We start from the raw sequence: 25,995 nt of genomic DNA on the forward strand, positions 1-25,995 counted from the left end.
CTTCGTCACGGTGACCCATCCTTTCCTCGGCGCACGCTCACCGGCGCCGACCGAGCCGGGACGCGGCTCGGGTGAGCCGGAACCAGTAGAAGCCGTGGCCCGCGAGGGTGAGCAGATAGGGCAGTTCGCCGATGGCGGGGAAACGGACGCCGCCGAACAGCTCGACGGGGTGCCGCCCGTCGAACTGCCGCAGGTCCAGCTCGGTGGGCTGTGCGAAGCGGGAGAAGTTGTGCACGCACAGGACCAGGTCGTCCTCGTATTCGCGCAGGAAGGCGAGGACGGCCCCGTTGGAGGACTGCAGTTCGGTGTACGTCCCGAGGCCGAACGCCGGGTTCTGCTTGCGGATCTCGATCATCCGCCGGGTCCAGTGCAGCAGCGACGACGGGTCGGCCATGGACGCCTCGACGTTGGTGACCTGATAGCCGTAGACCGGGTCCATGATCGTCGGCAGGGACAGCCGTCCCGGATCGCAGGACGAGAAGCCCGCGTTGCGATCCGGTGTCCACTGCATGGGGGTGCGCACGGCGTCGCGGTCGCCGAGCCAGATGTTGTCGCCCATGCCGATCTCGTCGCCGTAGTAGAGGATCGGCGAGCCGGGGAGGGAGAGGAGGAGGGCGGTGAAGAGCTCGATCTGGTTGCGGTCGTTGTCCAGCAGGGGGGCGAGGCGGCGGCGGATGCCGATGTTGGCGCGCATGCGCGGGTCTTTGGCGTATTCCGCGTACATGTAGTCGCGTTCTTCGTCGGTGACCATTTCGAGGGTGAGCTCGTCGTGGTTGCGCAGGAAGATGCCCCATTGGCAGCGGGAGGGGATCGCGGGGGTCTTGGCGAGGATTTCCGAGACGGGGTAGCGGGATTCGCGTCGTACGGCCATGAAGATGCGGGGCATGACGGGGAAGTGGAAGGCCATGTGGCATTCGTCGCCGCCGGAGGCGTAGTCGCCGAAGTAGTCGACGACGTCCTCGGGCCACTGGTTGGCCTCCGCCAGGATCACCGTGTCCGGGTACATCACGTCGATCTCCCGGCGCACCCGCCTGAGGAACTCGTGCGTGGCCGGCAGGTTCTCGCAGTTGGTGCCCTCGGCCGCGTAGAGATACGGCACGGCGTCCAGCCGGAAGCCGTCGATGCCCAGGTCCAGCCAGAACCTGAGCGCGGCCAGGATCTCCTCCTGCACGGCCGGGTTCTCGTAGTTGAGGTCCGGCTGGTGGGAGAAGAAGCGGTGGAAGAAGTACTGCTTGCGGACCGGGTCGAAGGTCCAGTTGGAGACCTCGGTGTCGACGAAGATGATGCGGGCGTCGGCGTACTGCTTGTCGTCGTTCGCCCACATGTAGTAGTCGCCGTAGGGTCCGTCGGGGTCTTTGCGCGATTCCTGAAACCACGGGTGCTGGTCGCTGGTGTGGTTCATGACGAAGTCGATGATGACGCGCATGCCGCGCTGGTGTGCGGCGTCGACGAATTCGACGAAGTCGGCGAGGTCGCCGAATTCCGGGAGGACGGAGGTGTAGTCGGAGACGTCGTAGCCGCCGTCCCTCAGGGGCGATTTGAAGAAGGGCGGGAGCCAGAGGCAGTCGACTCCGAGCCATTGCAGGTAGTCGAGTTTGGCGGTGATGCCCTTGAGGTCGCCGACGCCGTCGCCGTTGCTGTCCTGGAAGGAGCGGACGAGGACCTCGTAGAAGACGGCGCGTTTGAACCACTCGGGGTCGCGGTCCTTGGCGGGAGTGTCCTCGAAGGTGTCCGGAACAGGTGAGTTGACGGTCATGGCGGTCTGGGGCCTCCGATCGGCGGTGCGGGTCACCGGACGTGGAACACGTGGGCAGGCGTCCGGCCGGGCTCCAGGCGCACGTAGTTGTCCCTGCCCCAGGCGTAGGTCTCACCGGTCAGTTCGTCGTGCACGGACAGGGACGCGCCGTGGTCCAGGCCGAGTTGCGGCATGTCCAACGAGACGGTGGCTTCCTGGGTGTGGTGCGCGTCGAGGTTGACGACGACCACCACCGCGTCCGCGTCCGTGCGCTTGCTGTACGCGATGACGGAGTCGTTGTCGGTGTGGTGGAAGCGGAGGTTCCTGAGCCGTTGGAGGGCGGGGTGACGGCGTCGGATGTCGTTGAGCTGGGTGACGAGGGGGGCGAGGGTGCGGCCCTCGCGTTCGGCGGCTGCCCAGTCGCGTGGCCTGAGCTGGTATTTCTCGGAGTCGAGGTATTCCTCGCCGCCGTTTTTGAGGGGGGTGTTCTCGTAGAGTTCGTAGCCGCTGTAGAGGCCCCAGGTGGGGGAGAGGGTGGCGGCGAGGACGGCGCGGATGGCGAAGGCGGGCGGGCCGCCGTGCTGGAGGTATGCGTGGAGGATGTCGGGGGTGTTGGCGAAGAGGTTGGGCCGCATGGAGGCGGCCGACTCGCCGGAGAGCTCGGTGAAGTAGTCGGTGAGCTCCTGTTTGGTGTTGCGCCAGGTGAAGTAGGTGTAGGACTGCTGGAAGCCGATCTCGGCGAGGGTGCGCATCATGGCGGGGCGGGTGAAGGCCTCGGCGAGGAAGACGACGTCGGGGTCGGCGGCGTTGATCTCGGCGATGACGCGTTCCCAGAAGACGACGGGTTTGGTGTGGGGGTTGTCGACGCGGAAGATCCGTACCCCGTAGGACATCCAGTGGCGCAGGACGCGGAGGGTCTCGGCGATGAGGCCGTCGAGGTCGGCGTCGAAGGCGACGGGGTAGATGTCCTGGTACTTCTTGGGCGGGTTCTCGGCGTGGGCGATGGTGCCGTCGGGGCGGTGGTGGAACCACTCGGGGTGCTTCTCCACCCAGGGGTGGTCGGGGGAGCACTGGAGGGCGAAGTCGAGGGCGATCTCGAGGCCGAGGTCCTGGGCTTGCTGTACGAACCAGGCGAAGTCGTCGAGGGTGCCGAGGTCGGGGTGGACGGCGTCGTGTCCGCCTTCGGGGGAGCCGATGGCCCAGGGGACGCCGACGTCGTCGGGGGTGGCGTCGAGGGTGTTGTTGCGGCCCTTGCGGCAGGTGGCGCCGATGGGGTGGATGGGCGGGAGGTAGACGACGTCGAAGCCCATGGCGGCGATCGCGGGGAGTCTGCGGGCGGCGGTGCGGAAGGTGCCGTGCGGGCGCTCGGGGGTGCCCTCGGAACGCGGGAAGAACTCGTACCACGACCCGAACAGCGCCCGCTCCCGCTCCACCAGCAGCGGCAACGGCTCGGAGGAGGTGAGCAGTTCCCGCAGCGGATACCGCTCCAGAACCGCGTCCACCTCCGGCGTCGACGCCGCCGCAAGCCGGGCCGAGACCGGCAGTCGGTCGTCGCCCAGGGCGCGTGCCGCCTTCGCGACCGTGGTGCGGGCCCGTCCCTTCGGCACGCCGGCGGCCGCCCGTTCATACAGCTCGGCGCCCTCTTCCAGGACCAGCCCGACATCGAGGCCGGCCGGGATCTTGATCCGGGCGTGGCGCCGCCAGGTGGCGACCGGATCGCTCCAGGCCTCGACCGTGTACGTCCACCGGCCCGGCGCGTCCGGCGTGACGTCCGCGCCCCACCGGTCGGTGCCGGGGGCGAGTTCACGCATCGGCGTCCACGGGCCGCGGCGCCCCCGGGGGCCGCGCAGGACGACGTTGGCGGCGACCGCGTCGTGCCCCTCGCGGAACACGGTCGCCGTCACCTGGAATGTTTCCCCCGCGACGGCCTTGGCCGGGCGCCTGCCGCCCTCCACCGCGGGCCGCACCTCGCGGACCGGGATGCGGCCGATGACCGGGGTCGAGCTCATGCCTTCTACCTCCGCCGTACTCACTGGCTGGGCGACGGCCGGGCCGGCCGTCGGAATCGTCGCGGGTTGGTCTGCCGGGCCCGCCGCCCGGTTGCTCGCCGACTCCTGCGTCGGGCCTGCCGTCCGGCTCGTGGCCGGAGTGTGTGCCGGGCCTGCCGCCCGGCTCGGGGTGCTGCGCCGGATCGGGCGCAGCACCCTTACAGCCCCGCCGCAGCGGGGTGGACCGTCGGCCGGGCAGCGCACCGCACGGGAGCGGCCGACCGGGGCCGTACATCCTGCTCCTGCAGATACGCGGCCGCGGTCGTGCGCAGATAGCGCTCCGCCGCGTCCGCGGCCTCGCGCGCGCAGCGCTTGCCCATCAGCACGCACAGGGTGTAGCCGGAGTCCTCGAAAGTGGCCCGCGCCGCGCGATCGGCGGGGGACGCGAGCATCACGCGTTCCCACGCCCGATACCGCCGCAACTGCCGGGCGACCTCGGTCTTGGCCGGTAGCAGCATGACGCCGTTCACCTTCCGGGCCTCTCGATCGAATGTCTCACTCATGGTGCATGCGCCGACACCCAGCGTCTTGTTGGATCTTCAACTGCCTCGGAGTGCGCTCGTGTTGCACGAATGGACTAATGCCCGCACTGTGGGAGGTGACTCAGAAGCGATCAGCGCTCACCCTCCGTATATTCGGCCCGTCCGGGCTCGCGGAGCGGGAGCCTCGCCGGTGAGGAGCCAACGACGATGAAGACCGCAGTCCCCTGCTACTACCACCTCGACGTGGACGTCAGTCCGGAACGGGTCGGACAGGTCAGGCGCATCCTGGCCGCTCATCTCAGACACTGGGACCTGGACACGCTCGTCGAACCCGTCTGCCGCGGCACGGGAATGCTGCTGACGGCCATCGACGAGCACGCCACCGACAAGGACATCTCGATCGAGATGTGGTGGAACGGCCAGCATCTGATCACAGCCATCGGCGGCGACGACCGCGATCTGCGCCCGGACCAGGACCTGCGCGGCTGCCTGGAACGCATCGCCGCGATGAGCGACGGGTGGGGCTGCTGCACCACCGACACCGGCGGGAAGGTGATCTGGTTCTCGCAGCGGGCCCGTGCCGGCGGGCGCGTCCCGCTGGTGCCCACCGGGCCGTTCCCGGCCCTGCGCGAGGGGCTCCAGGTGCCCCGCGAACTGTCGGCGGCCGCACTGGCCGCCGCCCCGGCGGACGAGGAGCGCGGCGTCCTGGAGGGCGCACGGTGACCTCACGGCCGTACCGGAGTGCAGGGGTGCCCGTCTGGAGCGGGCACCCCTACCCGTTGGGCGCCGACTTCGACGGGCACGGCACCAACTTCGCGCTGTTCAGCGAGGTCGCCGAGCGCGTCGATCTGGTTCTCGTCGACGACGACGGCAGCGCCCGCGAGATCGCGCTGACCGAGGTCGACGGCTTCGTCTGGCACGCCTACCTGCCCGGGATCGGCCCCGGACAGCGCTACGGCTACCGGGTGCACGGGCCCTGGGACCCGGCCGCCGGTCACCGCTGCAACCCCGCGAAGCTGCTCCTGGACCCCTACGCGCGCGCCGTCGAGGGCCAGATCGACAACCACGCCTCCCTCTTCGAGCGCGCGGGCGACCGCCCCGACCCGGCGGACAGCGCCGGGCACACGCTGCTCGGCGTGGTCACCGAGCCCGCCTTCGACTGGGGCGACGACGCGCCGCGCCGACGGCCGTACGCGGACACGGTGATCTACGAGGCCCATGTGCGCGGGCTGACCCGCACCCACCCCGACGTCCCGCCCGCCCTGCGCGGCACCTACGCCGGCCTCGCGCACCCGGCGGTCACCGGGCACCTCACCTCGCTGGGCGTGACCGCGATCGAGCTGATGCCGGTCCACCAGTACGTGCAGGACGGCGTGCTGACGGACCGGGGCCTGTCGAACTACTGGGGCTACAACACCATCGGCTTCTTCGCCCCGCACCACGCCTACGCCGCCGACGGCGCCCGCGGCGAGCAGGTCACCGAGTTCAAGACCATGGTGAAGGCGCTGCACGCGGCCGGGCTCGAGGTGATTCTCGACGTCGTCTACAACCACACTGCCGAGGGCAACGAGAAGGGCCCCACCCTCTCCTTCCGGGGCATCGACAACGCCTCCTACTACCGGCTCGTGGACGGCGACTGGGCGCACTACTACGACACCACCGGCACCGGCAACAGCCTGCTCATGCGGCACCCGTACGTCCTTCAGCTGATCATGGACTCGCTGCGGTACTGGGTGACCGAGATGCACGTCGACGGCTTCCGCTTCGACCTCGCGGCCACGCTGGCCCGGCAGTTCCACGAGGTGGACCGGCTGTCGGCGTTCTTCGACCTCATCCAGCAGGACCCGGTGATCAGCCGCGTCAAACTGATCGCCGAACCCTGGGACGTCGGCGAGGGCGGCTACCAGGTGGGCAACTTCCCGCCCCTGTGGTCGGAGTGGAACGGCCGCTACCGCGACGCCGTACGGGACTTCTGGCGCGCGGAACCCGGCTCGCTCGGCGAGTTCGCCTCCCGGCTCACCGGTTCCTCCGACCTGTACGCCCACAGCAGGCGCCGCCCGCGCGCCAGCGTCAACTTCGTGACCGCGCACGACGGGTTCACCCTGCGCGACCTCGTCTCGTACAACGCCAAGCACAACGAGGCCAACGGCGAGGGGAACCGGGACGGCGAGAGCGACAACCGGTCCTGGAACTGCGGGGTCGAGGGCCCCACCGACGACCCGGCCGTCCTCACCCTGCGCGCCCGCCAGCAGCGCAACCTCCTCGCCACGCTGCTGCTGTCCCAGGGCATCCCGATGCTGTGCCACGGCGACGAACTCGGCCGCACCCAGCGCGGCAACAACAACGCCTACTGCCAGGACAACCGGGTCTCCTGGATCGACTGGCGGCCGACCGCCGAGCAGCAGGGCCTCACGGACTTCTGCCGGCGCCTGCTCGCCCTGCGCGCCGCCCACCCCGTCCTGCGGCGGCGGCGCTTCTTCCACGGCGAGACCGTCACGCACGCCGGGCAGCCGCTGCCCGACCTGGTCTGGCTGCTGCCGGACGCACGGGAGATGAGCAGACGGGAGTGGCAGCGCTCCGACGCCCACAGCGTCGGCGTCTTCCTCAACGGCGACGCCATCGCCGAACCCGACCCCCGGGGCCGGCCCGTCGTCGACGACTCCTTCCTGCTGCTGCTCAACAGCTACTGGGAGCCCGTCGTCTTCCGGCTCCCCGGCACCGCGTACGGCGAGCGCTGGACGGTGTGCGCCGACACCGTGGAGCCCGACGGCGGCCGGGACGAGACGGAGTACAAGGCGGGCGCGGAGGCGCCGGTGGAGGCCCGCAGCCTGATCGTGCTGTCGCGTCCGCCGCGCCGCTCGGAGTAGCCGGCGTAGCCGGAGTGGTCGTAGTGGTCGTAGTGGTCGGTCCTGCCGGATCCGGACGCGTTCAGCGCTGTCGGTGCACCGTCACCGTGAACTGGGCGCCGTCCGGATCCCGCAGCACGGCCTCGTCCGCCGTCTCGCTCAGCACGCTGCCGCCGTGCTTCTCCGCGGTCCGCGCGCAGGCCGCCGCGTCCGCGACGGAGAAGTGGACCTGCCAGTGCGGCCGGATCGTCGGGTCGGGGGCCGCCTCCAGCGCGCCCGACTCGATCCGGGCCACGACCTCTCCCCGGCTGCGCAGCACCACCTCGCCGCCCTCGTAGCGCACCTCGCAGCAGCCGGGGCGGTCCGAGGCCCAGTCGAGGATCTCGCCGTAGAAGATGGCGGAGTCGAAGGCGTCGCGGGTGTGCAGCCGGATGAACGCGGGCGCCGCCTGCCGCCAGGCCTCCCAGTTGCCGATCAGCTGCCCCTCCCAGATGCCGAAGGTCGCGCCTTCCCGGTCGGCCAGCAGCGCGGCCCGGCCCGGCGGCAGCGAGATAGGCCCCACGGCCACGGTCCCGCCCCGCTCCCGGGTCCGGGACGCGGCGACGTCCGCGCTGGGCACCGCGAAGTACGGCGTCCAGGCGACCGCCATCTGCCACATCGAGGCGACGGCGGCGATCCCGGCGACCGGGACCCCGTCGACCAGTGCGGTCCGGAAGTGGTCGCCGAGCGCGCCCCGGTGCCACTGCCAGCCCAGGACGGCCCTGTAGAACTCCTGGGTGGCCTCCAGGTCGCGGCTGGTCAGGCTCACCCAGCAGGGCGCGCCGAACACGGAGTGCGTGGAGACGCCCCGGGCCCTGGCGGGGGCGGACGTCGGGCGGTGGTTCTCGGCGCTCGCGTTCATGGCACTCGCGTTCCTGGTCTCGCGGCCGGCGGTCTTCCTCCAGTGTCCGGCCGCGACCGCCCCGGACGCCTGCCGAGCAGCCGGGCGGGAGAGCGGAGCGACGCCGCCGACACCGCCCGCGGCCGTCGGCCGTACGGCCCCACACGGATCCCCGGCGTTCCCCCGCCGGAGTGAGGCCCGGGGGTGGCGCCTGAGGTGGGGCTGGGGGTGAGGCTCAGCCCGCCTCGGCGACGATCTCCTCGCGCAGCCGTGCGAAGCAGCCGTTGAGCAGGCGCGAGACGTGCATCTGCGAGATGCCCAGCTGCTCGGCGATCCGGCTCTGTGTCATGCCCTGGAAGAAGCGCAGATAGAGGATGGTCCGCTCGCGGTCCGGCAGCGCGCGCAGACACGGGGCGACGGCCGCCCGGTCGACGACGGCGTCGTAGCCGGGGTCGGAGCGGCCCAGGGTGTCCTCCAGGGCGTAGCCGTCGGTGCCGGGCATCTCGGCCTCCAGCGACAGCGCGGTGAAGCACTCCAGAGCCTCCATGCCGGTGCGCACCTCGTCCTCGCTGAGCTGCGCGTACGCGGCGATCTCGGCGACGGTGGGGGCTCGTCCGGGGATCGTCTGGGACAGCTCCTTCCCGGCGCGCCGCACCCGGTTGCGCAGGTCCTGGACCCGGCGCGGCACATGCAGCGTCCACATGTGGTCGCGGAAGTGGCGCTTGATCTCCCCGGTGACCGTGGGCACCGCGTACGCCTCGAAGGCGCGGCCGCGCTCGGGGTCGTAGTGGTCGACGGCCTTGACGAGTCCCAGGGCCGCCACCTGGTAGAGATCCTCGAGAGCCTCCCCGCGCCCCCGGAAGCGGACGGCGATCCGCTCGGCCATCGGCAGCCAGAGCCGGACCAGCTCGTCCTTGAGCGCCCGGCGCTCCGCTCCGTCGGGCAGCGCCGCGAGCCGGGTGAAGGACTCGGCGGTGTCCGGGGCGTCGTCGTGTGGGTGCCGCTGGGTTCTGACGGTGGTACGCATCAGGCGTGCCTCCCTCGAGGACTTCCCTGCCGATTCCCACGTATGGGTTAATTGAAGCAGATATTTCCGTTTTACTGCGTATCGTCCTTGACTTTCTCCGCCTTGACTTCCTCTTGGCCCGACCGTTCCGGACATACCTCTGACACAGAGGTAATCTCGAAGGTGTGGATCAGGAGACCTTTCCGGAAGAGCTGGCCGACGCGCTCGTCGGCGTCCAGCGGCTGCTCAGACGCCGGCTGCGCGCCGGGCTGACCGTGCCGCGGCTGCGCGGCGCCGAGGTCGAGCTGCTGCGCCTCGTCGAGGCCAGGCCCGGCATCGGCGTATCGGACGCCGCCAAGGAGCTGTACCTCGCCGGCAACTCCGTCTCGACCCTCGTCAACCAGCTGGTCAAGGACGGCTACCTGGTCCGCGAGACCGACCCCGCCGACCGGCGCGCCGCCCGTCTGCTGCTCACCGAGGCGGCGCAGGCCCGGCTGCGGGCCTGGAAGGAGCGGCGCGCCGCGCTCGTGCGCGGACAGGTCGCCCGGCTCGACGCCGCCGACCAGGAAGCCCTGCGCGCCGCGCTCCCGGCGCTGCGCACGCTCGCCGTCAACCTGCACGAGGAGGCCGAGGACTCATGACGACCGCGACCGACAGTCCCGCCGACGCCGTCGCCTGCACCGATCTCGCCTACGCCTTCGGGGACACGAAGGCGGTCGACGGCCTCGACCTGACCGTCCGTGAGGGCGAGGTCTTCGGGCTGCTCGGCCCCAACGGAGCGGGCAAGACCACCGCGATCCGGTGCATCACCACCCTGCTGCCGGTGCCGGCCGGCCTGGTCGCCGTCTTCGGCCACGACGCCGCCGGCGACCGCATGGCCGTACGACGCCTGCTCGGCTACGTCCCGCAGCAGCTCTCCGCCGACGCGAGCCTGACCGGCCGGGAGAACGTCTCCCTGTTCGCCCGCGTCTTCGACGTGCCCCGCCGCGAACGCGCCGAACGTGTCGCCCAGGCACTGGCCGCGGTCGACCTCACGGACGCCGCCGACCGACTCGCCGGCACCTACTCCGGCGGCATGGTCCGCCGGCTCGAGCTCGCCCAGGCCCTGGTCAGCGCGCCCCGGCTGCTGATCCTCGACGAGCCGACCATCGGCCTCGACCCGATCGCCCGCACCGACGTCTGGGAGCACATCACCGCCGTACGCGAGGCCACCGGGATGACCGTCCTGGTGACCACGCACTACATGGACGAGGCCGACCAGTACTGCGACCGGGTCGGCCTGATGCACCGCGGCCGCATCCGCGCCCTCGGGACCCCCGTCGAGCTTCGGCGGGGACTCGGCGAACGCCGGGGCGCGGCGGCCACGGACCCGCTGCCGAGCCTCGAGGACGTCTTCCGCGACGTCGCCGGCAGCGGACTCGACGACCAGTCAGGAGACTTCCGCGATGTCCGAAGCACCCGCCGCACCGCTCAGCGCGTCGGCTGACCGCGCCCCCGCGCAGGGCATCGACCTGCTGCTGCGACCGCCCCGCCCCCGCGAGGGCTGGCGGATACTGCCGGCCCGGATCGCCGCCCTGTGCGCGGTCGAACTGCAGAAGCTGCGCCACGACCGCACCGAGCTGTACACCCGGGCCGTCCAGCCCGCCCTGTGGCTGCTGATCTTCGGTCAGACCTTCTCCCGCATCAAGGCGATCCCCACCGGCGGCATCCCCTACATCGACTACCTCGCGCCGGGCATCATCGCCCAGTCCGCGATGTTCATCGCCATCTTCTACGGCATCCAGATCATCTGGGAGCGCGACGCAGGCGTCCTCAACAAGCTGCTGGTCACGCCGACTCCGCGCGCCGCGCTCATCACCGGCAAGGCGTTCGCGGCCGGCGTGAAGTCGGTGATCCAGGCGGTCGTCGTGGTCGTCATCGCCGCCCTGCTCGGCGTCGCCCTGACCTGGAACCCGCTGAAGCTGCTCGGGGTCGCCGCGATCGTCGTCCTCGGATCGGCCTTCTTCTCCTGTCTGTCGATGACCATCGCGGGCATCGTCCTCAGCCGCGACCGGCTCATGGGCATCGGCCAGGCGATCACCATGCCGCTGTTCTTCGGCTCCAACGCCCTCTACCCGGTCGCCATCATGCCGGGCTGGCTCCAGACCGTCAGCAAGGTCAACCCCCTCAGCTATGAGGTGGACGCCCTGCGCGGCCTTCTCCTCGGCACGCCCGCGCACCTCGCCCTCGACTTCGGGGTGCTGGTCGTGGCCGCCACGCTCGGCATCACCGCGGCCTCCTCGCTGCTGGGCCGGCTGGCGCGTTGATCTTGCCCGCGACGTGATGTGCGGCACGCCCGACGGACCGCCCTCGCGCGGCCGCGGGCGGATTCTTCCTGCGCACGGCTTGATCACCGATCAAAAGGGATGAAGCCCCTGGCCACAGCGCATTCTGCTCATTTGACAGTGCGCTGAGCACACGGATAGGAAGCAGCCGGTAGAAGTCGAGAGGTGGACCGTGTACGAGCCCAACGTGGTCGGGGAGTGGCAGGAGTACGACGAGCATGCCGGTCTGCGGGTCCGCGTCCACCGTCTGGAGCAGAGCGAGCCGCCCCGGGGACGCGACGACGCAGCCGAGGGGCTGACGTACTTCTGTCTCCGGGTGACCGTCGAGAACCGTGGCGGCGGGCACTCCACCATCCACCTCGAGGACGGCCAGATCGACGTGCGGATCGGGCCCGACGGCGACAGCGCGTTCATCGACTGGCGCAACTCGCAGTTCATCGAGGGCTTCGACGTCTACCCGCTGCGGCGGGTCACCGCGCTGCTCTTCGCCGCGGGCCCCGAGGCGTCCCTGAGCCAGGTGGACGTCCAGGTCCAGCTGCGCGTCGACGACGACTGGGCCGACCGCCGGCTGTGGACGGGCGGCGTCGGCCTGGCCGAGGGGGCCGTCGGGGCGTCGTCCGGCGCGGGCCGGGACAGCCTGGCCCGGCAGGTGAGCAACTTCCTGCGGGACCAGGCCGAAGAGGGCAGCGCCTGAGCCTGAGCCTGCGCTAAGACGGCCGGAAGCTCAGACGCTCAGACCGTCAGTGCGGGATGCCGTCGATGATCTCGCGGGCTCCCTGACGCAGCAGCGCGACCGCCACCGAGGTGCCGAGCGTCGCCGGGTCGAGGCGGCCCGCCCACTCGTGGGCGTTGAGCCGGGTCTTGCCGTCCGGGGTGAACACACAGGCCCGCAGGGACAGTTCGCCGCTGCGGTCCATCTGCGCGAACCCGGCGATCGGGCTGTTGCAGTGGCCCTGGAGCACATGCAGGAACATGCGTTCGGCCGTGGCCTCCCGGTGGGTGGCCGGATCGCCGAGGCCGCTGACGGCGTCGATCAGGTCGGCGTCGCCCTCCCGGCACTGCAGGGCGAGGATGCCCGCGCCGATTGGCGGCATCATCGTCTCCGGCGACAGCACCTCGCTGATGACGTCCCGCCGGTCGATGCGCTCCAGTCCGGACACCGCCAGCAGCAGCGCGTCCGCCTCGCCCGCCGCCAGCTTCTCCAGCCTCCGGTTGGCGTTGCCGCGGAACGGCACGCACTCCAGCTGGGGGTGCGTGGCGGCCAGCTGGGCGATCCGGCGCACCGAGGAGGTGCCGACGCGCGTCCCGGCCGGGAGCTCGTCCAGGGTGAGGCCGTCCGGGTGCACGAGGGCGTCACGGATGTCGTCCCGCTTCAGGAACGCGGCGAACACCGTGCCCGCGGGCAGCGGCCGGTCCGCCGGGACGTCCTTGACGCAGTGCACCGCCAGATCCGCCGACCCGGCCAGCAGCGCCGCGTCGACCTCCTTGGTGAAGGCGCCCTTGCCCTCGACCTGGGCCAGGTCCCCCATCCACTTGTCGCCGGTGGTCTTCACCGGGACGACCTCGGTGCGCACACCGGGATGCAGGGCGGTCAACTCCGAGCGCACCCGCTCCACTTGGGCCAGGGCCATGGGCGAGTCGCGGGAGACGATGCGGATCACTTGCGGAACGGACATGCGGGACACGATAGACCCTCGGGAGGGTCGCCGTTCGACGGTCGGGGCGAAGCGGAGCTTCTCCGCCAAGTCGGGGCCCGGCCGGATCCCCGGCCGCGGGGTCGGCCGGGCCCCAGGGGTCACGCGGCGGGGTCGAAGGCGATTCCGGACGGCTTCGCCGACGTCAGGTGGTTGGTGAAGTTGGCGTCCTTGAGACCGAAGTTGGCGCTGCCGAAGTCGTAGGCGCTCAGCTTGTCCCGCAGACCCGCCGGGTAGCCGTTCCAGCCGACCAGCGGCGGGTACTGCCAGGTGCCCTTGTGGTTCTCCGGCGGCTCGTCGTTGGTGTTGGCGAGCCGGAAGCAGTGGGTGCTGATGCCGTCCTTGTGGTAGACGATCTTCGCGTGGGTCCCGTCGAACCGGACGCCGGAGGCGGCGGTCACGGTGAAGGAGCCGTGGTTGGACGTCGAGACGTACTGCACCTGGTTGTTCTGCACCCAGATCACGACGTGCTCCCAGTCGTGCCGGTGCCCGCCGATGCTGCTGCCCGCGATCGCCTGGTCCTTCTCGAAGTACAGGCCGTACATGTACGCGCACCAGCCGTTGTTGCACTTGTAGCGCGAGTAGCTGTTGGTGTTGTCCAGGTCGGAGGCGTCCCGGCAGGACCCGTTGAGCGCGCCGGTCGGGTTCAGGCCGCCGTTGATCGTGCCGTCGGGGCCGATGGCCGGGGTGGAGTAGCAGCCGTCCGTGTCGTAGTCGAACGCCGGCTGGTAGGTGAGCTCCGCGGCCTCGGCGTTCTGCGGCAGCGCCTGGGGAGGAGCGGCGAACGCGGTCGCGGGAACGGCGAGGACGAGCGCGGCCGCACCGGCGAGACCGGTGAGCCATCTCCTGCGGTGGGTCTTGAACTTGGATGACGACACTGCGTCCTCCTCGGGGTCCGGGCGCAGCCGAACGGCTGTGGGGAAGGGGGAGTTGAACGGGAGGCTCAGCTTCCACGGTTTTCACTTCCGCGCCAAGAGGTCGCAGTCGTATCAGTGATGAAGTGCAGCCCAATACTTGGTTTCTGACGTAGCCTCAGATGACCTTGCGTCGGGGTTGCGGTGGATTTCAGGTGGTTGGCCGGTCGGGGAGGTCGGCCGCCGACTCCTCGGGCGTGAGGTCCGGGCGCAGCCGGAGCCAGGACGGCTGGCGCAGCAGCCCCGCCCGGGTGCGCGTGCTGTAGCGGACCTCGCCGACCAGCCGGGGCAGGACCCAGTGGGCGTCGGCGGCCCGCGGCACGGCGTCGAAGGGGCAGACGTCGGTCGCGGCGGCCCGCAGCAGTGCGGCGAGTTCGGTGCGCTCGGCCTCGCTCCAGCCGGTGCCCACGTTGCCGACGTACCGCAGGCCGGTGCCGGACCGCTGGCCGACGAGCACGGCGCCGGGCCGTCCCGTGAGCCGGCCCCTGCCGGGCAGCCAGCCGCCGACGAGGACGTCCGCGGTGCGCAGGTTGCGGATCTTGATCCAGGCCCGGGAGCGGACCCCGGGCTCGTACACCGAGTCCACCCGCTTGCAGACCAGGCCCTCCAGACCGTGGGCCCGGGTCGCCTCCAGGGCCTCGCGCCCATGCCCGACGAGCGCGCCCGGCGTCGACCAGAACGGCCCCTCCAGGCCGAGCGACTCCAGCCGGGCCCTGCGCTCCAGGTACGGCGTCCGGAGCAGCGGACGCCCGCCGAGGTGCAGCACGTCGAACAGCACGAGGTGCACGGGAACCGTCGCCGCCAGCCGCGCGGCCTTGGCCGGCGCTCCCACCAGGCCCATCCGGGACTGCAGCGACTGGAAGTCGGCGCGGCCCTGTGCGTCCAGCGCGAGCACCTCCCCGTCGAGCACGGCGGGCGTGCGGCCGAGCGTCTCGCCCAGCGCGCTCAGCTCCGGGTAGGCGCCGGTGATGTCCTCCCCCGAACGGGCGCGCAGGACGACGCTCCCGTCTCCGGCCAGATACACGACGGCCCGCTGACCGTCCTGCTTGGTCTCGTAGGCCCAGCGCGCGTCCTGCGCCGGGGGCGGCAGCGTGCCGGGGGTGGCGAGCATGGGGGCGATGAGGGGAAGCGTCCCGGGTGTCCCGGCCGTCCTGGGCGTCACAGGCGTCACGGGGAAGGTGTCGACACGGCCGAACCGCCGCACGCGCACGGCGCGACGGGTTCGCCTGAACGGCTTCGGGCCGGACTGCCCGGCGTCGGGTCGGACTACCGGGCGTCGGGTCGGACTACCGGGCGTACAGCGGGAGCCGGGCGGTGACCTCGAAGCCGCCCTCGGGGCGGTGGCCGGCCTGGAAGGCGCCGCCCATCGACTGGGCGCGCTCACGCATGCCGATGAGGCCGAAGCCTCCGCCGCCCGCGCCCCCGGAGGGGACGGCGGCGCCGTCGTCGCAGACGGTGATGGTCAGCTGGTCGCGCCCGAACGCCAGCCGCACCCGGGCCGTCCGGGCGCCCGCGTGCCGGGTGACGTTGGTCAGCGCCTCCTGCACGATCCGGTACGCCGTCAGATCCACCCCCGGGGTGAGCGGACGCGCCGTGCCCTCGGTGACGACCTGCACCTCCAGCCCCGTCGACGCGCAGGTCTCGGTCAGCTCGGAGAGCTGCCCGAGTCCGGGGCTCGGGGCGAGCGGCGAGTCGCCGTCCTCCGCCTGGCGCAGCAGACCCACGGTCGCCTTGAGCTCGCGCAGCGCGGAGGACGTCGTCCCGGTGAGGTCGGTGAGGATGCCCTGGACCCGGTCGGGGTGGGTGCGGGCGAGATGGGCCGCGGTGCCCGCCTGGGCGTTGGCCAGGGCGAGATGGTGGGCCACGACGTCGTGCAGCTCGCGCGCGATGCGCATCCGCTCCTCGACGACCCGGTGCCGGGCCTCCTCCTCGCGGCCGTGCTCGGCGTACTCGGCGCGGGCCTGGACGGCCTCGACGTAGGCCCGCTGGAGGCGGACCAGGGTGCCGGTGACGACCGGGAACAGCAGCCAGACGACCGGGCTGATCGTCTTCATGACCCAGGGGTGGTCGACGGGGTCCAGGATCAGGGCCGTGGGCACGATCAGCGCGAGGGAGGCGACGTAGTGCCGGCGCACCGTACGGCGATCGGTGTGCACCGCCAGCCGGTACAGGGCGAGCAGGAGGGGGCCCAGCAGCAGCGGGGTGATCAGATGGCCCAGCGCGGTCGCGGCGGCCGTACAGCAGGCCGTCGCGGCCACGGCCACGCGGGGCCGGGTGCGCTGCCAGAGCAGCAGCGCGCCGCAGGCGAGGGCGGCGAGGACGATCGTGGGGCCGGCCGTGTCCGGCTGGTCGATGCCGGGCAGGCCGATCTCGCCGCCGAAGAGGAAGACGGCGAACAGCAGGACGGCCGACATGGTGTCGACGGTGCGGGCGTGGTCGTCCGCGTAGCGCTGCCAGGGGATGATCATCGACTCTCTCCGGTCGGGGCTTCGCCTCGGGGGAGGGGCGGACGGGGGCGGCCAGGGGCGGCCGCCCGGGCGCGCGGAGGAAGCGGGACGAGCGGGGCGGTCCGTGCGAGACATGCCTGCGCGGGACGTGCCTGCGCGGGACGTGCCTGCGCGGGACGTGCCTGCGCGGGACGTGCCTGTACGGGATGCGCCGGCGTGGGGGTGCGGGTGCGGGACGTGGTGCCGTCACCACACGCACGGCAGCTCCACCTCGACCACCGTCGGCCCGCCCACCGGGCTCGTCAGCCGCACCGCGCCGTCGAGCGCGGCGACCCGGCGCCGCATGCCCACCAGCCCCGAGCCGCGGCTCTCGTCGGCGCCGCCGCATCCCTCGTCCCGCACCCGCACGCTCAGCCCGGTCCGGGTCCGGGCCAGCAGCACCTCGGCCCGCTCGGAGCCGCTGTACTTCACGGAGTTCGTGAGCGCCTCGGCGACGACGAAGTAGGCGGCCGCCTCCACCGCCGCCGGTGCGCGGGGCCCGTCCGCCAGACCGTCCGCCTGCACCGTCACCCGCACTGTGCTGCTCGCCGCGAGTGCCCGTACGGCCCCCTCCAGCCCCCGGTCGGTGAGGATCGGCGGGTGGATGCCGCGCACCACGTGCCGCAGCTCCGTCAACGCCTCCTCGGCCTGCTCCTGTGCGTCGGAGAGCAGCTTGCGCGCGGTCTCCGGGTCGGCCCCGTACGCCCGTTGGGCGAGCCCGATCCGCATCGACAGGGCGACGAGGCGGGCCTGGGCGCCGTCGTGCAGGTCGCGTTCGATACGGCGCAGTTCGGCGCCGTGCGCGGCGACCGCGTCCGCCCGGGTCGCCGTGAGCTGTTCGACGCGCTTGGCCAGCAGCGCCTTGGGGGAGGGCCGCAGAAGGGCGGCCGACCAGTCGGCCTCGAGGTCGGCCAGCTTGACGATCAGCGGCAGGACGAGCGCCTCCTTGCCCAGCAGCCCGCTCCACACACCGTCGACGACGAGCCCCGCCGGCCACAGCGGCAGCATCAGCACCGTCATCCACCCGTAGGCGTAGTAGGCCACCATCCAGCGCAGGTCGGTGAGCGTCCCCGGATCCCGTACGGCCGTCCGCAGCCGTTCGCGCACGGGACCGGTGATCGGCTGGTAGGCCTCGGGGATCTCCCGGCCGGTCCAGGACGCCGTCGCGTGCCGTTTCGCCGCGGCTATGCGGCGGATCAGCAGCACGGTCTCGGGCAGCAGCCAGATCCCCACCACCGCGACCGAGCCCGTGGCGGTGATCAGCAGGACGGTGATGAAGATGTACGACCCGAAGGCCATGGCCGCGGCCAGCACGAGGTGGACCGTGGCCCGCGCCGCCTGTCGCAGGGTCGCGCGCATGTCAGTGCCGTTCCTGTCGTGAAGAGCAGCAGAGAAGCATAGGAAGACCGAAGACCGAAGACCGAAGACCGAAGACCGAAGACCGAAGACCGGGGAGAGGGGAGAGGGGAGAGGGGAGAGGGCGGTGCAGGGCGTCGGCCGGAACCGCATTCCGGCCGACGCCCGGACCGGTGTGACCCCGTCCGGTCTAGTCGTCCAGCGTGACGACGACCTTCTCCGCCGCGCCCGGCGTCAGCGTGAGCTCGAAGGCGCGCTCGACCTCCGCGAGCGGGACGCGGTGGCTGATCAGCTTTGCGAACCGCTCCTGGTGCTCGACCAGTTCGGGGGTCACCTCGAAGATCTCGGTGGGGTAGCCCTGGGAGGCGACGAGGGTCAGCTCGCTGCGGAGCATGCCGCCCAGGTCGATCTCCGTGCCCTTCTTCTGCACCGCCACCATCACCAGCTTCGCGCCCCACTTGGCGGAGCCCACCACGGTGTTGAAGACGGCGGCCGCGCCGGCGGCGTCGATGAAGATGTCCGTGCCCGGCCGGGGCTGGCCGAGGGCGTTGGCGCTCTGGCCGTGCAGCTCGGTCAGGCGTGCGGTCACGTCCTCCTCGGCGGAGTTGACGACGGCGTCCGCCCCCACGGCCAGTGCCTTCTCCAGCCGGGCGGGGATGACGTCGGCGACCACCACGTGCTCCACGCCGCGCAGCTTCAGCCAGATCGCCGCGCCCAGACCGATCGGCCCGGCGCCGAACACGACGACCTTGTCGCCCGGCTTGGCCTCGGAGCGGTTGACGGCGTGCCGGGCCACGGCCATCGGCTCGTTGAGCGAGGCCACGTCGAACGGCACGGTGTCCGGGAAGACCGCCACGCTCCGGCCGACCTCGGCGTTCTCGATCAGCAGGAACTCGCTGATGCCGCCGTACTTGCCGCCGCAGCCGATGATGCCGGTGGGCGCGTCCTGCGGGTTGACCACCACGCGGTCGCCCACCTTCAGACCGTCCACCTCGGCGCCGATCTCCACGACCTCGCCGGCCGGCTCATGGCCGAGCGCCACGGGGACCAGGTCGCCGCCCAGATGAGCGCGGGCCGGCATGCCGCCCATGTGCAGGAAGGTGACGTCGGTGCCGCAGATCCCACAGGCGCGGACCCGCACGAGCACGTCCTTGGGGCCGGGCACCGGACGCTCGACGTCCACGACCTCGATCTTGTTGACGCCGCCGGTCTGGACGGACTTCATCGTGCTCATCGGAGAGCCTTTCGCGGGGAGGGGACCTGGTTACTGGGACAGGTGGTACGGGAAACAGGTGGCACTGGAAACAGGTGTTGCTGGGCTCGGGGGAGCCCTAACGGAATCCGGGGGACCGTGACCCTCCCGGAGGGGTGGTCGTGACGACGGCGCGGCCTCATGGGACGGACCGGCCGTCGAGGGCGTCCTGGGCTAGGAGGAGCACGGCCGCGACCCGCTCGTCCGGCCTGGCGTCGGCCGCCCGGTCGACGGCGTGGGCGTGGACGCCCCGGGCGCGGTAGGCCACGTCGAGCGACGCCACGCGATCGGCGACGCCGTGTCCGTCCGCCGTGAAGACGAGGGAGCCGCCGCCCGCGGTCAGCATGTGCGCGAGCACGCTGCGGGTCAGCGTCTCCTCCGCGTCCGTCGGGTCCGTCGTGCCGTGCACCAGGACGTCCAGTCCTCCGAAGCTGCACAGCGCGGTGGACACGACGTCGTCCGCGACCTCCTGTGCGCCCGGGTCGCCGACGACCGCCACGGCGTACCCGCCCGCGGTTCCGATCGCCTCGACCGTGCCGTGTGCGCCGCGCGCGTCCGCGTCCGTGACCAGCACCCGCGCGCCCCGCAGGGCGAAGGCGAGGGCCGTGGTCCGTCCGACGCCGGAACCGGCCCCGGTGACGACGACGGTGCTCCCGTCGAAGGCGGCGCCGTTCACCGGATGGCCGCTCGTGCCGTGCACCAGGTCGCTGCTCATGCCGTGCTCCTTTCGCCGCGCGGGGCGGTCAGACGCCGAGGGTCTTCAGGACGGCGTCCGCCATGCCCTGCTCGCCGCGCTCGTTGGGATGGACGGACGCGGCGGGGGCGAGCGGCACCAGCGGCTCGACCCAGCGCACCTGACGGTCGGCGCAGGCGTCCCGCCCGACCGAGGGGGCGTAGGTGTCCACGTAGCCGACGCCCGCCTTGTCGGCCCGTTCACGCAGCATCCTGTTGAGCTGCTGCTCCTTGTCGTGGAGGTAAGTGACATCACCGGCGGCGAGGCCCATCTCGGCGCGGCAGTCGGCGGCGCCGCGCGGCAGGATCGCCGGGTAGCCGACTACGTAGACGCGGGCCTTGGGGGCGCGGCTCTTGACCTCGGCCAGCGCCTGGGCCAGCTGTTCGTCCGCCGCGTCGATGCGCTGTCCGATCTCGTCGGCGCCGTCGGAGACGTACCGGGCGCGGCAGGGCGCGTCCCCGGCGTCGACCTTCATGCTCTTCAGCGCGAAGCTCAGCACACCGGACTTGACGCAGGTCTTCACCAGCGAGGCGAAGCCGATGTCGTTGCCGCCCATGCCCAGGGTGACCAGCCGGGTGCGGTCGGAGAGGGCGGACAGCTGCGCCGGGTTGGTGCCGTGGTCCGTGGACTGCGCGACGGTGAGGTCGGCGAGGGTCGCGCCGCTGCAGCTGACGTCGCGGAAGTCGGCGGCGGGCAGGCTCAGCCGACGGGCCACGAGCGCCGGGTAGTTGCGGGCGGAACGGTCGCAGCCGGCGGGGGCGCCGCCCTGGTCCGGGATTCCGGGGCCGGCGGTGTAGGAGTCGCCCAGCGCGACGTACGGCCCGCGCGGCGGGGCCGCGTCGGCGGGGGCGGCGGTGCTGTCATCGTGTCGGCTGATCACCACCGCGGTGGTCAGCACGCCGCAGGCGAGCGCCCCGGCCAGCGCGGCTCGTACGGAGGTCTTCATGGGAGTGGGGTCCTGTCTGTCGTCCCGGATGCGCCACGCCGGTGAAGGTCTGCTCGGTCGGGGGAGGGCGGCCGGGGCGGCCGAGCGGGCGGGCGTGGAGCGGGGTGAGGTGTCCTCGGGCCCGGCGCCGGTCAGGGGGTTGCCGGCGCCGGACCCGGGGACCGCGCCGTTCCTCGTCCCCACGGGAACGGCGCGTGGGAGCCGCCTCCGCTCAAGGCGGCTCCGGTCGGTGCGGTCGCGCCCTCCGGGGAGGGGCGGCGGCCCGACGATCAGGGGCGTTGGTCGGTCTCTGGCACGGGAGGTTCTCCTGTGGTCGTGGTGAACGGCACTGCCGGGGAGTGGTCCGGAGTGCCGGACCGACTGCCACCGGGTTGCTTGAGTTAGGCAAACACATGTGGATTACTTGAGTCAAGCAAACGACCGGAATTACTTGAGTTAGGCAAGCAGAAAGGTAGGGTGAGATCATGTCCCCCTCACCGCCCGCAGTGCCGCCCGCCTCACCCGCGGCGGTCGAGATCGAGCGGGCCCTCACACACGTCGCCTACCTGAGCGTCCGGGCCCGCCAGCACGACCGGCTGGTCTCGGTGGCGGGCGTGCCGCTCGACCGGGCCGCCGTCGCGATGCTGCGCCAGATCGCCGAGCACGAGCCCCTGCGCCCGGGGGAGCTGGCCCGGGCGCTCGCCGTCCAGGCCTCGCACGTCACCCGCCAGGTACAGCGACTGCAGCGGGCCGGCTACGTCACCCGGGTCGCCGACCCCGACGACCACCGCGCCCGACGCATCCGGCTCACCCCACTCGGCGAGTCCGCCGTAGCCCGCCTGGGCGACGCGGCCGCCCGCGGCATGCAACTGGCCCTCGCGAACTGGTCCCCCTGTGAACTGCGCCGGCTCGCCGGGCTGTTCCAGCGCATGGTGGAGACCTTCCAGACGGAGCCGGCCGCGCTGGATGGCGCGGCTGGGGTGGATGACCCGACCGGGCCGCCTCGCCCGGCCGGGTCGGCCGAGTGTGGCGACCGGACGGATGAGATGGATCAGGTCGAGCGAACGGATCAGCCGGATCAGCCGGATCAGCCCGATCGGCCGGTTCAGGCCAGACCGGCCGGGCCCGTAGGCCAGACCAGTCCCGCCCAGTCCGCCCAGTCCGCCAACTCGGCCAACTCGGCCGAAGCCACCGACGTCGGCCGCCGCTCCATCCGGCCTGCCCAGCCCGCCCACTCCACTCGGCCTGCCCAGCCCGCCCAGCCCGCCCAGCCTGCCCCGCCCACCCAGGCCGCTTGCTCCACGCCCTCCACCCAACCCACCCACCCCGCCGAAGAAGGGCACCCCTACGATGCGGGCGTCACGACACCCGCGGCGTGACGGTCAGGCGCGCGCCTCGGGCGACAGCGCCTCCGTCGGGCCGTTACCTCGCTCGAGCTCTCCACGAACGGCCTGGCCCATGGACGGAAACACGACTCGAAAACCGTCGCTCGCCCGTGGCGCCGGGCAACATGTCCTGATCGTCGCCGCCGAGCCGGACGTCGCGGAACTGCTCGCCACCACCCTGGAGTTGGCGGGGTACCGGATCGGCCTCACGGGCACCGTGGCCGACACGCTGGCCCTGCTCGACGCCCACCGGTTCGACCTGCTGGTCGTCGACACCACCCTGCCGGACATGGCGGGCATCGACCCGGCCGCCCGCCCGGTGATCGTCCACCGTCCGCCGGTCCTGTACCTCACCGGGTACGACACCCTGGGCCGCCTCCTGCCCGAACTCGGCCTGGGGGAGACGGACTACGTCACCAAGCCCTTCCGGGTGGCCGAAGTCCTGGCCCGGATCCAGGTGTTACTGCGCGGCGCCGCCCCGGGGCGCCCGGACCACTTCCTGCGCCACGGCGACCTCGTCCTGGACGACACCCTGTGCCGGGCCCGGCGCGGACCCCGCACCCTCGACCTCACCCCCGGTGAGTACCGCCTGCTGCGTCACCTCCTGGTCAACGCCCATCGCGTGCTGTCCAAGGAGCAGATCAGCCGGTACGTCTGGGGCGACTTCCGCGGCGACAACGCGATAGAGCAGCTCGTCTCCCGCCTCAGACGCAAGGTCGACCGTGAGGAGCCCGCGCTGATCCACACCCGCCGGGGCTTCGGCTACTGGCTGGGACGAGTGGACGCGGAGGGCTGAGAAGGGGCGGAGCAAACGCCTGGCGGGACGGTCGGAGGCCGGTCGGAGGGCGGTGTCGTGCGGCTGCGACGCCGCCCGTTCGCGTTGCGCGGACAGGGTGCGGTGGTCGCCTGGCCGACCGGTAACTCGCTTCCTGCGCTGGCGAGTTGCCGAAACGTTCCGTCGACACATCGGCCCCAACTCCCCATGTGATCCACGTCACGTCAGCTTTCTGTCAGGAAACTGACCGGAACGCGTCAGCCCCCTCTGTTTGCATGTGCTCATCGAGGCCCTCGACCCCGTCCCCCGGCGCTCCGGCCCAGCGGAGCCCCCACCACCGAGGAGAGCCATGGCCGACACCCTGACCGGCCCGGCAGCCGAAACCCCGGATGCCCTGCCCGAGTTCCCGATGCCCAGGGCGGACCGCTGCCCGTTCGACCCCCCGCCCGCCCTCAAGGAACTCCAGGAACAGGCCCCGCTGACGAAGGTGCGACTGTGGGACGGCAGCGAGCCGTGGCTCGTGACCCGCTACGCCGAGCAGCGCGCGATCCTGGGCGACGCCCGGGTCAGTGCGGACACCGACCAGCCCGGCTACCCGACGAAGGCCAACTCCGGGGGCGGCGAGGGCAAGCTCAGCTTCATCATGATGGACGACCCCGAGCACTCCCGGCTGCGCCGGATGGTGACCGCGCCGTTCGCCATCAAGAAGGTGGAGGCCCTGCGGCCCGCCGTGCAGCGCATCGTGGACGACCTGATCGACGACCTGCTCGCCAGCCCCAAGCCGGTGGACCTGGTGGAGCAGTTCGCCCTCCCGCTCCCCTCGCTGGTGATCTGCGAACTGCTCGGCGTGCCCTACGACGACCACGCCTTCTTCCAGGACAACACCAAGACGATGGTCCACCGGGACGCCACCCCCGAGGAGCGGGGAGCAGCCACCCGGGAGATCGCCGGATTCCTCGCCGGGCTCATCGGCAAGCGGATCGCCGACCCGTGCGACGACCTGCTGTCGAGCATCGCCGGGCGCGTCACCGCCGGTGAGATCGACCATCAGCAGGCGACGGAGATGGCGCTGCTCCTGCTGTTCGCGGGGCACGAGACCACCGCGAACATGATCGCGCTCGGCACCCTCGCCCTCCTCCAGAACCCCGACCAGCTCGCCCTCCTGCGCGAGTCCGACGACCCCAAGCTCGTCGCCTCCGCGGTCGAGGAACTGCTGCGCTACCTGCACATCACCCACCTGGGGCGGCGCCGCGCGGTCACCGAGGACATCGAGATCGCCGGGCAGGTCATCAAGGCCGGCGAAGGCGTGATCATGGTCAACGAGGCCGCCAACCGCGACCCCGAGGTCTTCCCGGACCCTGACCGGCTCGACATCACCCGGGACGCCCGCCGTCATGTCGCCTTCGGCTACGGCGTCCACCAGTGCCTCGGCCAGCCGCTGGCCCGCATGGAGCTGCAGGTCGTCTACGGCACGCTCTACAAGCGCCTCCCGGACCTGAAGCTGGTCGGCACGCTCGACGACGTCCGCTTCAAGCACGACGCCTTCGTCTACGGCGTCCACGCCCTGCCCGTGACCTGGTGACGGTTCCCGTCCCGCAGCACGACGACAGCTCACTGCTCACCGCGAAGCGCAGCGAACAAGGAGAATCCCATGAGTGATCTGAAAGTGGAGCTGGAAGCCGACAAGTGCGTCGCCTCGGGGCAGTGCGTGGTGGCCGCCATGCAGGTCTTCGACCAGGACGACGACGGCATCGCGATCCTGCTGGAGGAGCGGCCGGCCCCCGGGATGCTCGACGACGTGCGCGAGGCCGTCGCCGTCTGCCCCGCCGCCGCGATCCGACTGATCGAACAGTGAACCGGATCGTGGTCGTCGGAGCCTCGGCCGCCGGACTGGCGGCGGCAGAGACGCTCCGGCGCGAGGGCTACGAGGGTCCGCTCACCCTCGTCGGCGACGAACCGCACCTGCCGTACGACCGGCCGCCGCTGTCCAAGCAGCTGCTGGCCTCCGAATGGGAGCAGGACCGGCTCGAGCTGCGCCGGTCCGAGGACCTCGCCGCCCTCGACCTGGACCTGCGGCTCGGCGTCGAGGCCACCGGCCTGGACGTCGCCGGACGCCGGGTGCTGCTGGCCGACGGCTCCGAGGCGCCGTACGACGGGCTGGTCGTGGCCACCGGGGTGCGGCCGCGGCGGCTGCCCGGCGAGGGCGCGCATGTGCTGCGCACTCTGAACGACGCCCTCACCCTGCGGGAGCGGTTGGAGCCCGGGCTGCGGCTGGTCGTCGTCGGCGCCGGGTTCCTCGGAGCGGAGGCCGCGGCCGTCGCCTGGCGGCTGGGCGCGCGGGTCACCGTGCTGGAGCCGGCGGCGGTGCCGCTGGCCCACGCGGTCGGCGAGGAGGTCGGGCGGGTGCTGTCGCGGGCCCACCTCGACCGCGGCGTGGACCTGCGCTGCGGGGTCACCGTGGCCGAGGTGACCGAGGACGGCGTACGGCTCGGCGACGGCGAGATCGTCGAGGCCGACGAGGTGCTCGTCGCGATCGGCTCGGTGCCCAACACCGACTGGCTGGCCGACAGCGGGCTGGCGGTGGGCGACGGCGTGGTCTGCGACGAGTACCTGGAGGCGGCGCGGAACGTGTACGCGGCCGGTGACGTGGCCCGCTGGTACAACCCGCTGTTCGGCACGTCGATGCGGATCGAGCACCGCACCAACGCGGCCGAGCAGGGCATGGCCGCCGCCCGCAACCTTCTGCGGCCCGACGCCCGCAAGCCGTTCGCGCCGGTGCCGTACTTCTGGTCCGACCAGTACGACATGAAGATCCAGGCGTACGGGTTCCTGCGTGGCCATGACGAGGTCGCCGTCGTCGAGGGCGATCTCGCCGAACGCCGGTTCGTGGCCGTGTACCGCACCGGCGACCGGGTGAGCGGGGCGCTCGCGGTCGGCATGCCGCCGAAGGCCGTCCGCCTGTGGCGACAGGCCATCGCGACCGGCGCGCTCTGGGACGAGAGTGTGCCCGCCCCCGCTCAGCGGTCGTGACATCCGACGGGCCCCGGCAGGCGGTGCGAGCCTGCCGGGGCCTTCGGCATGCCCGGCGCGGGGCGCCCTCGTTCCGGAACGCGGCCGTCGGCGCCGCCCGCCCGCCGTACGGCGTCGAGAGCTT

General features: G+C 72.0%; 23 protein-coding genes and 1 pseudogene. 11 read left to right on the forward strand and 13 right to left on the reverse strand.

Annotated features, from left to right (window positions below; all coding sequences use genetic code 11):
• Positions 1-37: 37 nt before the first annotated feature.
• From treS to OG562_RS42865, 3 genes are all read right to left on the reverse strand, one after another.
• Complete coding sequence (treS, locus tag OG562_RS42855) at positions 38-1,756, reverse strand: maltose alpha-D-glucosyltransferase (protein WP_266407848.1); 1,719 nt, start codon at positions 1,754-1,756, stop codon at positions 38-40.
• Between the two features lie 32 nt (positions 1,757-1,788).
• On the reverse strand, positions 1,789-3,744 hold the full coding sequence (locus OG562_RS42860) for an alpha-1,4-glucan--maltose-1-phosphate maltosyltransferase (RefSeq protein WP_266407850.1): 1,956 nt from the start codon (positions 3,742-3,744) through the stop codon (positions 1,789-1,791).
• A 197-nt stretch (positions 3,745-3,941) separates the two neighbouring features.
• Positions 3,942-4,241 (reverse strand): DUF5133 domain-containing protein, encoded by a 300-nt coding sequence (locus OG562_RS42865; protein WP_266407853.1) that lies wholly within the window; start codon positions 4,239-4,241, stop codon positions 3,942-3,944.
• 231 nt (positions 4,242-4,472) lie between these two features.
• Here OG562_RS42865 and OG562_RS42870 point away from each other — a divergent pair, with 231 nt between their 5' ends.
• Both OG562_RS42870 and glgX read left to right on the forward strand, forming a co-directional pair.
• Positions 4,473-4,988, forward strand: coding sequence for a pep a2 (locus tag OG562_RS42870; protein WP_266407855.1), 516 nt, complete (start codon positions 4,473-4,475; stop codon positions 4,986-4,988).
• A gap of 26 nt (positions 4,989-5,014) precedes the next feature.
• Complete coding sequence (glgX, locus tag OG562_RS42875; protein WP_266407857.1) at positions 5,015-7,132, forward strand: glycogen debranching protein GlgX; 2,118 nt, start codon at positions 5,015-5,017, stop codon at positions 7,130-7,132.
• Positions 7,133-7,193: 61 nt separating this feature from the next.
• On the opposite strand, the gene OG562_RS42880 is transcribed toward glgX, so the two are convergent.
• Complete coding sequence (locus OG562_RS42880; RefSeq protein ID WP_266407859.1) at positions 7,194-8,012, reverse strand: VOC family protein; 819 nt, start codon at positions 8,010-8,012, stop codon at positions 7,194-7,196.
• Positions 8,013-8,226: 214 nt separating this feature from the next.
• Positions 8,227-9,018, reverse strand: coding sequence for a SigB/SigF/SigG family RNA polymerase sigma factor (locus OG562_RS42885; RefSeq protein WP_266407860.1), 792 nt, complete (start codon positions 9,016-9,018; stop codon positions 8,227-8,229).
• Positions 9,019-9,182: 164 nt separating this feature from the next.
• Between OG562_RS42885 and OG562_RS42890 the strand changes: the two genes are divergently transcribed.
• From OG562_RS42890 to OG562_RS42905, 4 genes are all read left to right on the forward strand, one after another.
• Positions 9,183-9,638 (forward strand): MarR family winged helix-turn-helix transcriptional regulator, encoded by a 456-nt coding sequence (locus OG562_RS42890; protein WP_266407862.1) that lies wholly within the window; start codon positions 9,183-9,185, stop codon positions 9,636-9,638.
• Complete coding sequence (locus tag OG562_RS42895) at positions 9,635-10,483, forward strand: ABC transporter ATP-binding protein (RefSeq protein WP_266407864.1); 849 nt, start codon at positions 9,635-9,637, stop codon at positions 10,481-10,483. The genes OG562_RS42890 and OG562_RS42895 overlap by 4 nt, the downstream gene beginning before the upstream one ends.
• Positions 10,443-11,303 (forward strand): ABC transporter permease, encoded by an 861-nt coding sequence (locus OG562_RS42900; RefSeq protein WP_266407867.1) that lies wholly within the window; start codon positions 10,443-10,445, stop codon positions 11,301-11,303. Before OG562_RS42895 ends, OG562_RS42900 begins: the two co-directional genes overlap by 41 nt.
• A 190-nt stretch (positions 11,304-11,493) precedes the next feature.
• Complete coding sequence (locus OG562_RS42905) at positions 11,494-12,015, forward strand: hypothetical protein (protein ID WP_266407870.1); 522 nt, start codon at positions 11,494-11,496, stop codon at positions 12,013-12,015.
• A 46-nt stretch (positions 12,016-12,061) separates the two neighbouring features.
• Here the strand turns inward: OG562_RS42905 and hemC are convergent, their stop codons facing one another.
• From hemC to OG562_RS42945, 8 genes are all read right to left on the reverse strand, one after another.
• Positions 12,062-12,997: a hydroxymethylbilane synthase gene (hemC, locus tag OG562_RS42910; protein ID WP_266407873.1), complete on the reverse strand. Its 936-nt coding sequence runs from the start codon at positions 12,995-12,997 to the stop codon at positions 12,062-12,064.
• A gap of 119 nt (positions 12,998-13,116) precedes the next feature.
• Positions 13,117-13,893 (reverse strand): NPP1 family protein, encoded by a 777-nt coding sequence (locus OG562_RS42915; RefSeq protein WP_266407876.1) that lies wholly within the window; start codon positions 13,891-13,893, stop codon positions 13,117-13,119.
• A 187-nt stretch (positions 13,894-14,080) separates the two neighbouring features.
• The gene (locus OG562_RS42920; RefSeq protein ID WP_266409830.1) at positions 14,081-15,040 is read right to left on the reverse strand and encodes an ATP-dependent DNA ligase; all 960 of its coding nucleotides are present in this window, start codon (positions 15,038-15,040) and stop codon (positions 14,081-14,083) included.
• Between the two features lie 175 nt (positions 15,041-15,215).
• Positions 15,216-16,397 carry a sensor histidine kinase gene (locus tag OG562_RS42925; RefSeq protein ID WP_266407878.1) on the reverse strand — a complete coding sequence of 394 codons (1,182 nt, stop codon included), beginning with the start codon at positions 16,395-16,397 and terminating at the stop codon, positions 15,216-15,218.
• Between the two features lie 225 nt (positions 16,398-16,622).
• The gene (locus OG562_RS42930) at positions 16,623-17,774 is read right to left on the reverse strand and encodes a histidine kinase (RefSeq protein ID WP_266407880.1); all 1,152 of its coding nucleotides are present in this window, start codon (positions 17,772-17,774) and stop codon (positions 16,623-16,625) included.
• A 187-nt stretch (positions 17,775-17,961) separates the two neighbouring features.
• Positions 17,962-19,005 (reverse strand): zinc-binding dehydrogenase, encoded by a 1,044-nt coding sequence (locus OG562_RS42935; RefSeq protein WP_266407883.1) that lies wholly within the window; start codon positions 19,003-19,005, stop codon positions 17,962-17,964.
• A 157-nt stretch (positions 19,006-19,162) separates the two neighbouring features.
• The gene (locus tag OG562_RS42940) at positions 19,163-19,738 is read right to left on the reverse strand and encodes an SDR family NAD(P)-dependent oxidoreductase (RefSeq protein WP_266407886.1); all 576 of its coding nucleotides are present in this window, start codon (positions 19,736-19,738) and stop codon (positions 19,163-19,165) included.
• Positions 19,739-19,766: 28 nt separating this feature from the next.
• Positions 19,767-20,702 carry an SGNH/GDSL hydrolase family protein gene (locus OG562_RS42945; RefSeq protein ID WP_266407889.1) on the reverse strand — a complete coding sequence of 312 codons (936 nt, stop codon included), beginning with the start codon at positions 20,700-20,702 and terminating at the stop codon, positions 19,767-19,769.
• A 464-nt stretch (positions 20,703-21,166) separates the two neighbouring features.
• On the opposite strand from OG562_RS42945, the pseudogene OG562_RS42950 reads away from it, so the two are divergent.
• The 5 genes and pseudogenes from OG562_RS42950 to OG562_RS42970 form a co-directional block, all read left to right on the forward strand.
• Positions 21,167-21,625, forward strand: a pseudogene (locus OG562_RS42950) (MarR family winged helix-turn-helix transcriptional regulator); the annotation flags it as partial.
• 514 nt (positions 21,626-22,139) lie between these two features.
• Complete coding sequence (locus OG562_RS42955; RefSeq protein WP_266407893.1) at positions 22,140-22,862, forward strand: response regulator transcription factor; 723 nt, start codon at positions 22,140-22,142, stop codon at positions 22,860-22,862.
• 328 nt (positions 22,863-23,190) lie between these two features.
• Positions 23,191-24,423, forward strand: a complete 1,233-nt coding sequence (locus OG562_RS42960) for a cytochrome P450 (protein ID WP_266407895.1) — start codon at positions 23,191-23,193, stop codon at positions 24,421-24,423.
• 78 nt (positions 24,424-24,501) lie between these two features.
• Positions 24,502-24,696: a ferredoxin gene (locus OG562_RS42965; RefSeq protein ID WP_266409831.1), complete on the forward strand. Its 195-nt coding sequence runs from the start codon at positions 24,502-24,504 to the stop codon at positions 24,694-24,696.
• Entirely contained in the window at positions 24,693-25,871 is a 1,179-nt protein-coding gene (locus OG562_RS42970; protein ID WP_266407897.1) for an NAD(P)/FAD-dependent oxidoreductase, read from the forward strand. Before OG562_RS42965 ends, OG562_RS42970 begins: the two co-directional genes overlap by 4 nt.
• Positions 25,872-25,995 lie beyond the last annotated feature (124 nt).

This window comes from Streptomyces sp. NBC_01275 (assembly GCF_026340655.1).
In the GTDB taxonomy this organism is placed as follows: domain Bacteria; phylum Actinomycetota; class Actinomycetes; order Streptomycetales; family Streptomycetaceae; genus Streptomyces.

Coding starts and splice junctions, on each gene's coding strand:
- OG562_RS42880 (WP_266407859.1), bottom strand. CDS start 8,012: ATGAACGCGAGCGCCGAGAACCACCGCCCGACGTCCGCCCCCGCCAGG.
- OG562_RS42920 (WP_266409830.1), bottom strand. CDS start 15,040: ATGCTCGCCACCCCCGGCACGCTGCCGCCCCCGGCGCAGGACGCGCGC.
- OG562_RS42955 (WP_266407893.1), top strand. CDS start 22,140: ATGGACGGAAACACGACTCGAAAACCGTCGCTCGCCCGTGGCGCCGGG.
- OG562_RS42865 (WP_266407853.1), bottom strand. CDS start 4,241: ATGCTGCTACCGGCCAAGACCGAGGTCGCCCGGCAGTTGCGGCGGTAT.
- OG562_RS42895 (WP_266407864.1), top strand. CDS start 9,635: ATGACGACCGCGACCGACAGTCCCGCCGACGCCGTCGCCTGCACCGAT.
- OG562_RS42925 (WP_266407878.1), bottom strand. CDS start 16,397: ATGATCATCCCCTGGCAGCGCTACGCGGACGACCACGCCCGCACCGTC.
- OG562_RS42860 (WP_266407850.1), bottom strand. CDS start 3,744: ATGAGCTCGACCCCGGTCATCGGCCGCATCCCGGTCCGCGAGGTGCGG.
- hemC (WP_266407873.1), bottom strand. CDS start 12,997: ATGTCCGTTCCGCAAGTGATCCGCATCGTCTCCCGCGACTCGCCCATG.
- OG562_RS42930 (WP_266407880.1), bottom strand. CDS start 17,774: ATGCGCGCGACCCTGCGACAGGCGGCGCGGGCCACGGTCCACCTCGTG.
- OG562_RS42870 (WP_266407855.1), top strand. CDS start 4,473: ATGAAGACCGCAGTCCCCTGCTACTACCACCTCGACGTGGACGTCAGT.
- treS (WP_266407848.1), bottom strand. CDS start 1,756: ATGACCGTCAACTCACCTGTTCCGGACACCTTCGAGGACACTCCCGCC.
- OG562_RS42960 (WP_266407895.1), top strand. CDS start 23,191: ATGGCCGACACCCTGACCGGCCCGGCAGCCGAAACCCCGGATGCCCTG.
- OG562_RS42885 (WP_266407860.1), bottom strand. CDS start 9,018: ATGCGTACCACCGTCAGAACCCAGCGGCACCCACACGACGACGCCCCG.
- OG562_RS42900 (WP_266407867.1), top strand. CDS start 10,443: ATGTCCGAAGCACCCGCCGCACCGCTCAGCGCGTCGGCTGACCGCGCC.
- OG562_RS42935 (WP_266407883.1), bottom strand. CDS start 19,005: ATGAGCACGATGAAGTCCGTCCAGACCGGCGGCGTCAACAAGATCGAG.
- OG562_RS42945 (WP_266407889.1), bottom strand. CDS start 20,702: ATGAAGACCTCCGTACGAGCCGCGCTGGCCGGGGCGCTCGCCTGCGGC.
- OG562_RS42940 (WP_266407886.1), bottom strand. CDS start 19,738: ATGAGCAGCGACCTGGTGCACGGCACGAGCGGCCATCCGGTGAACGGC.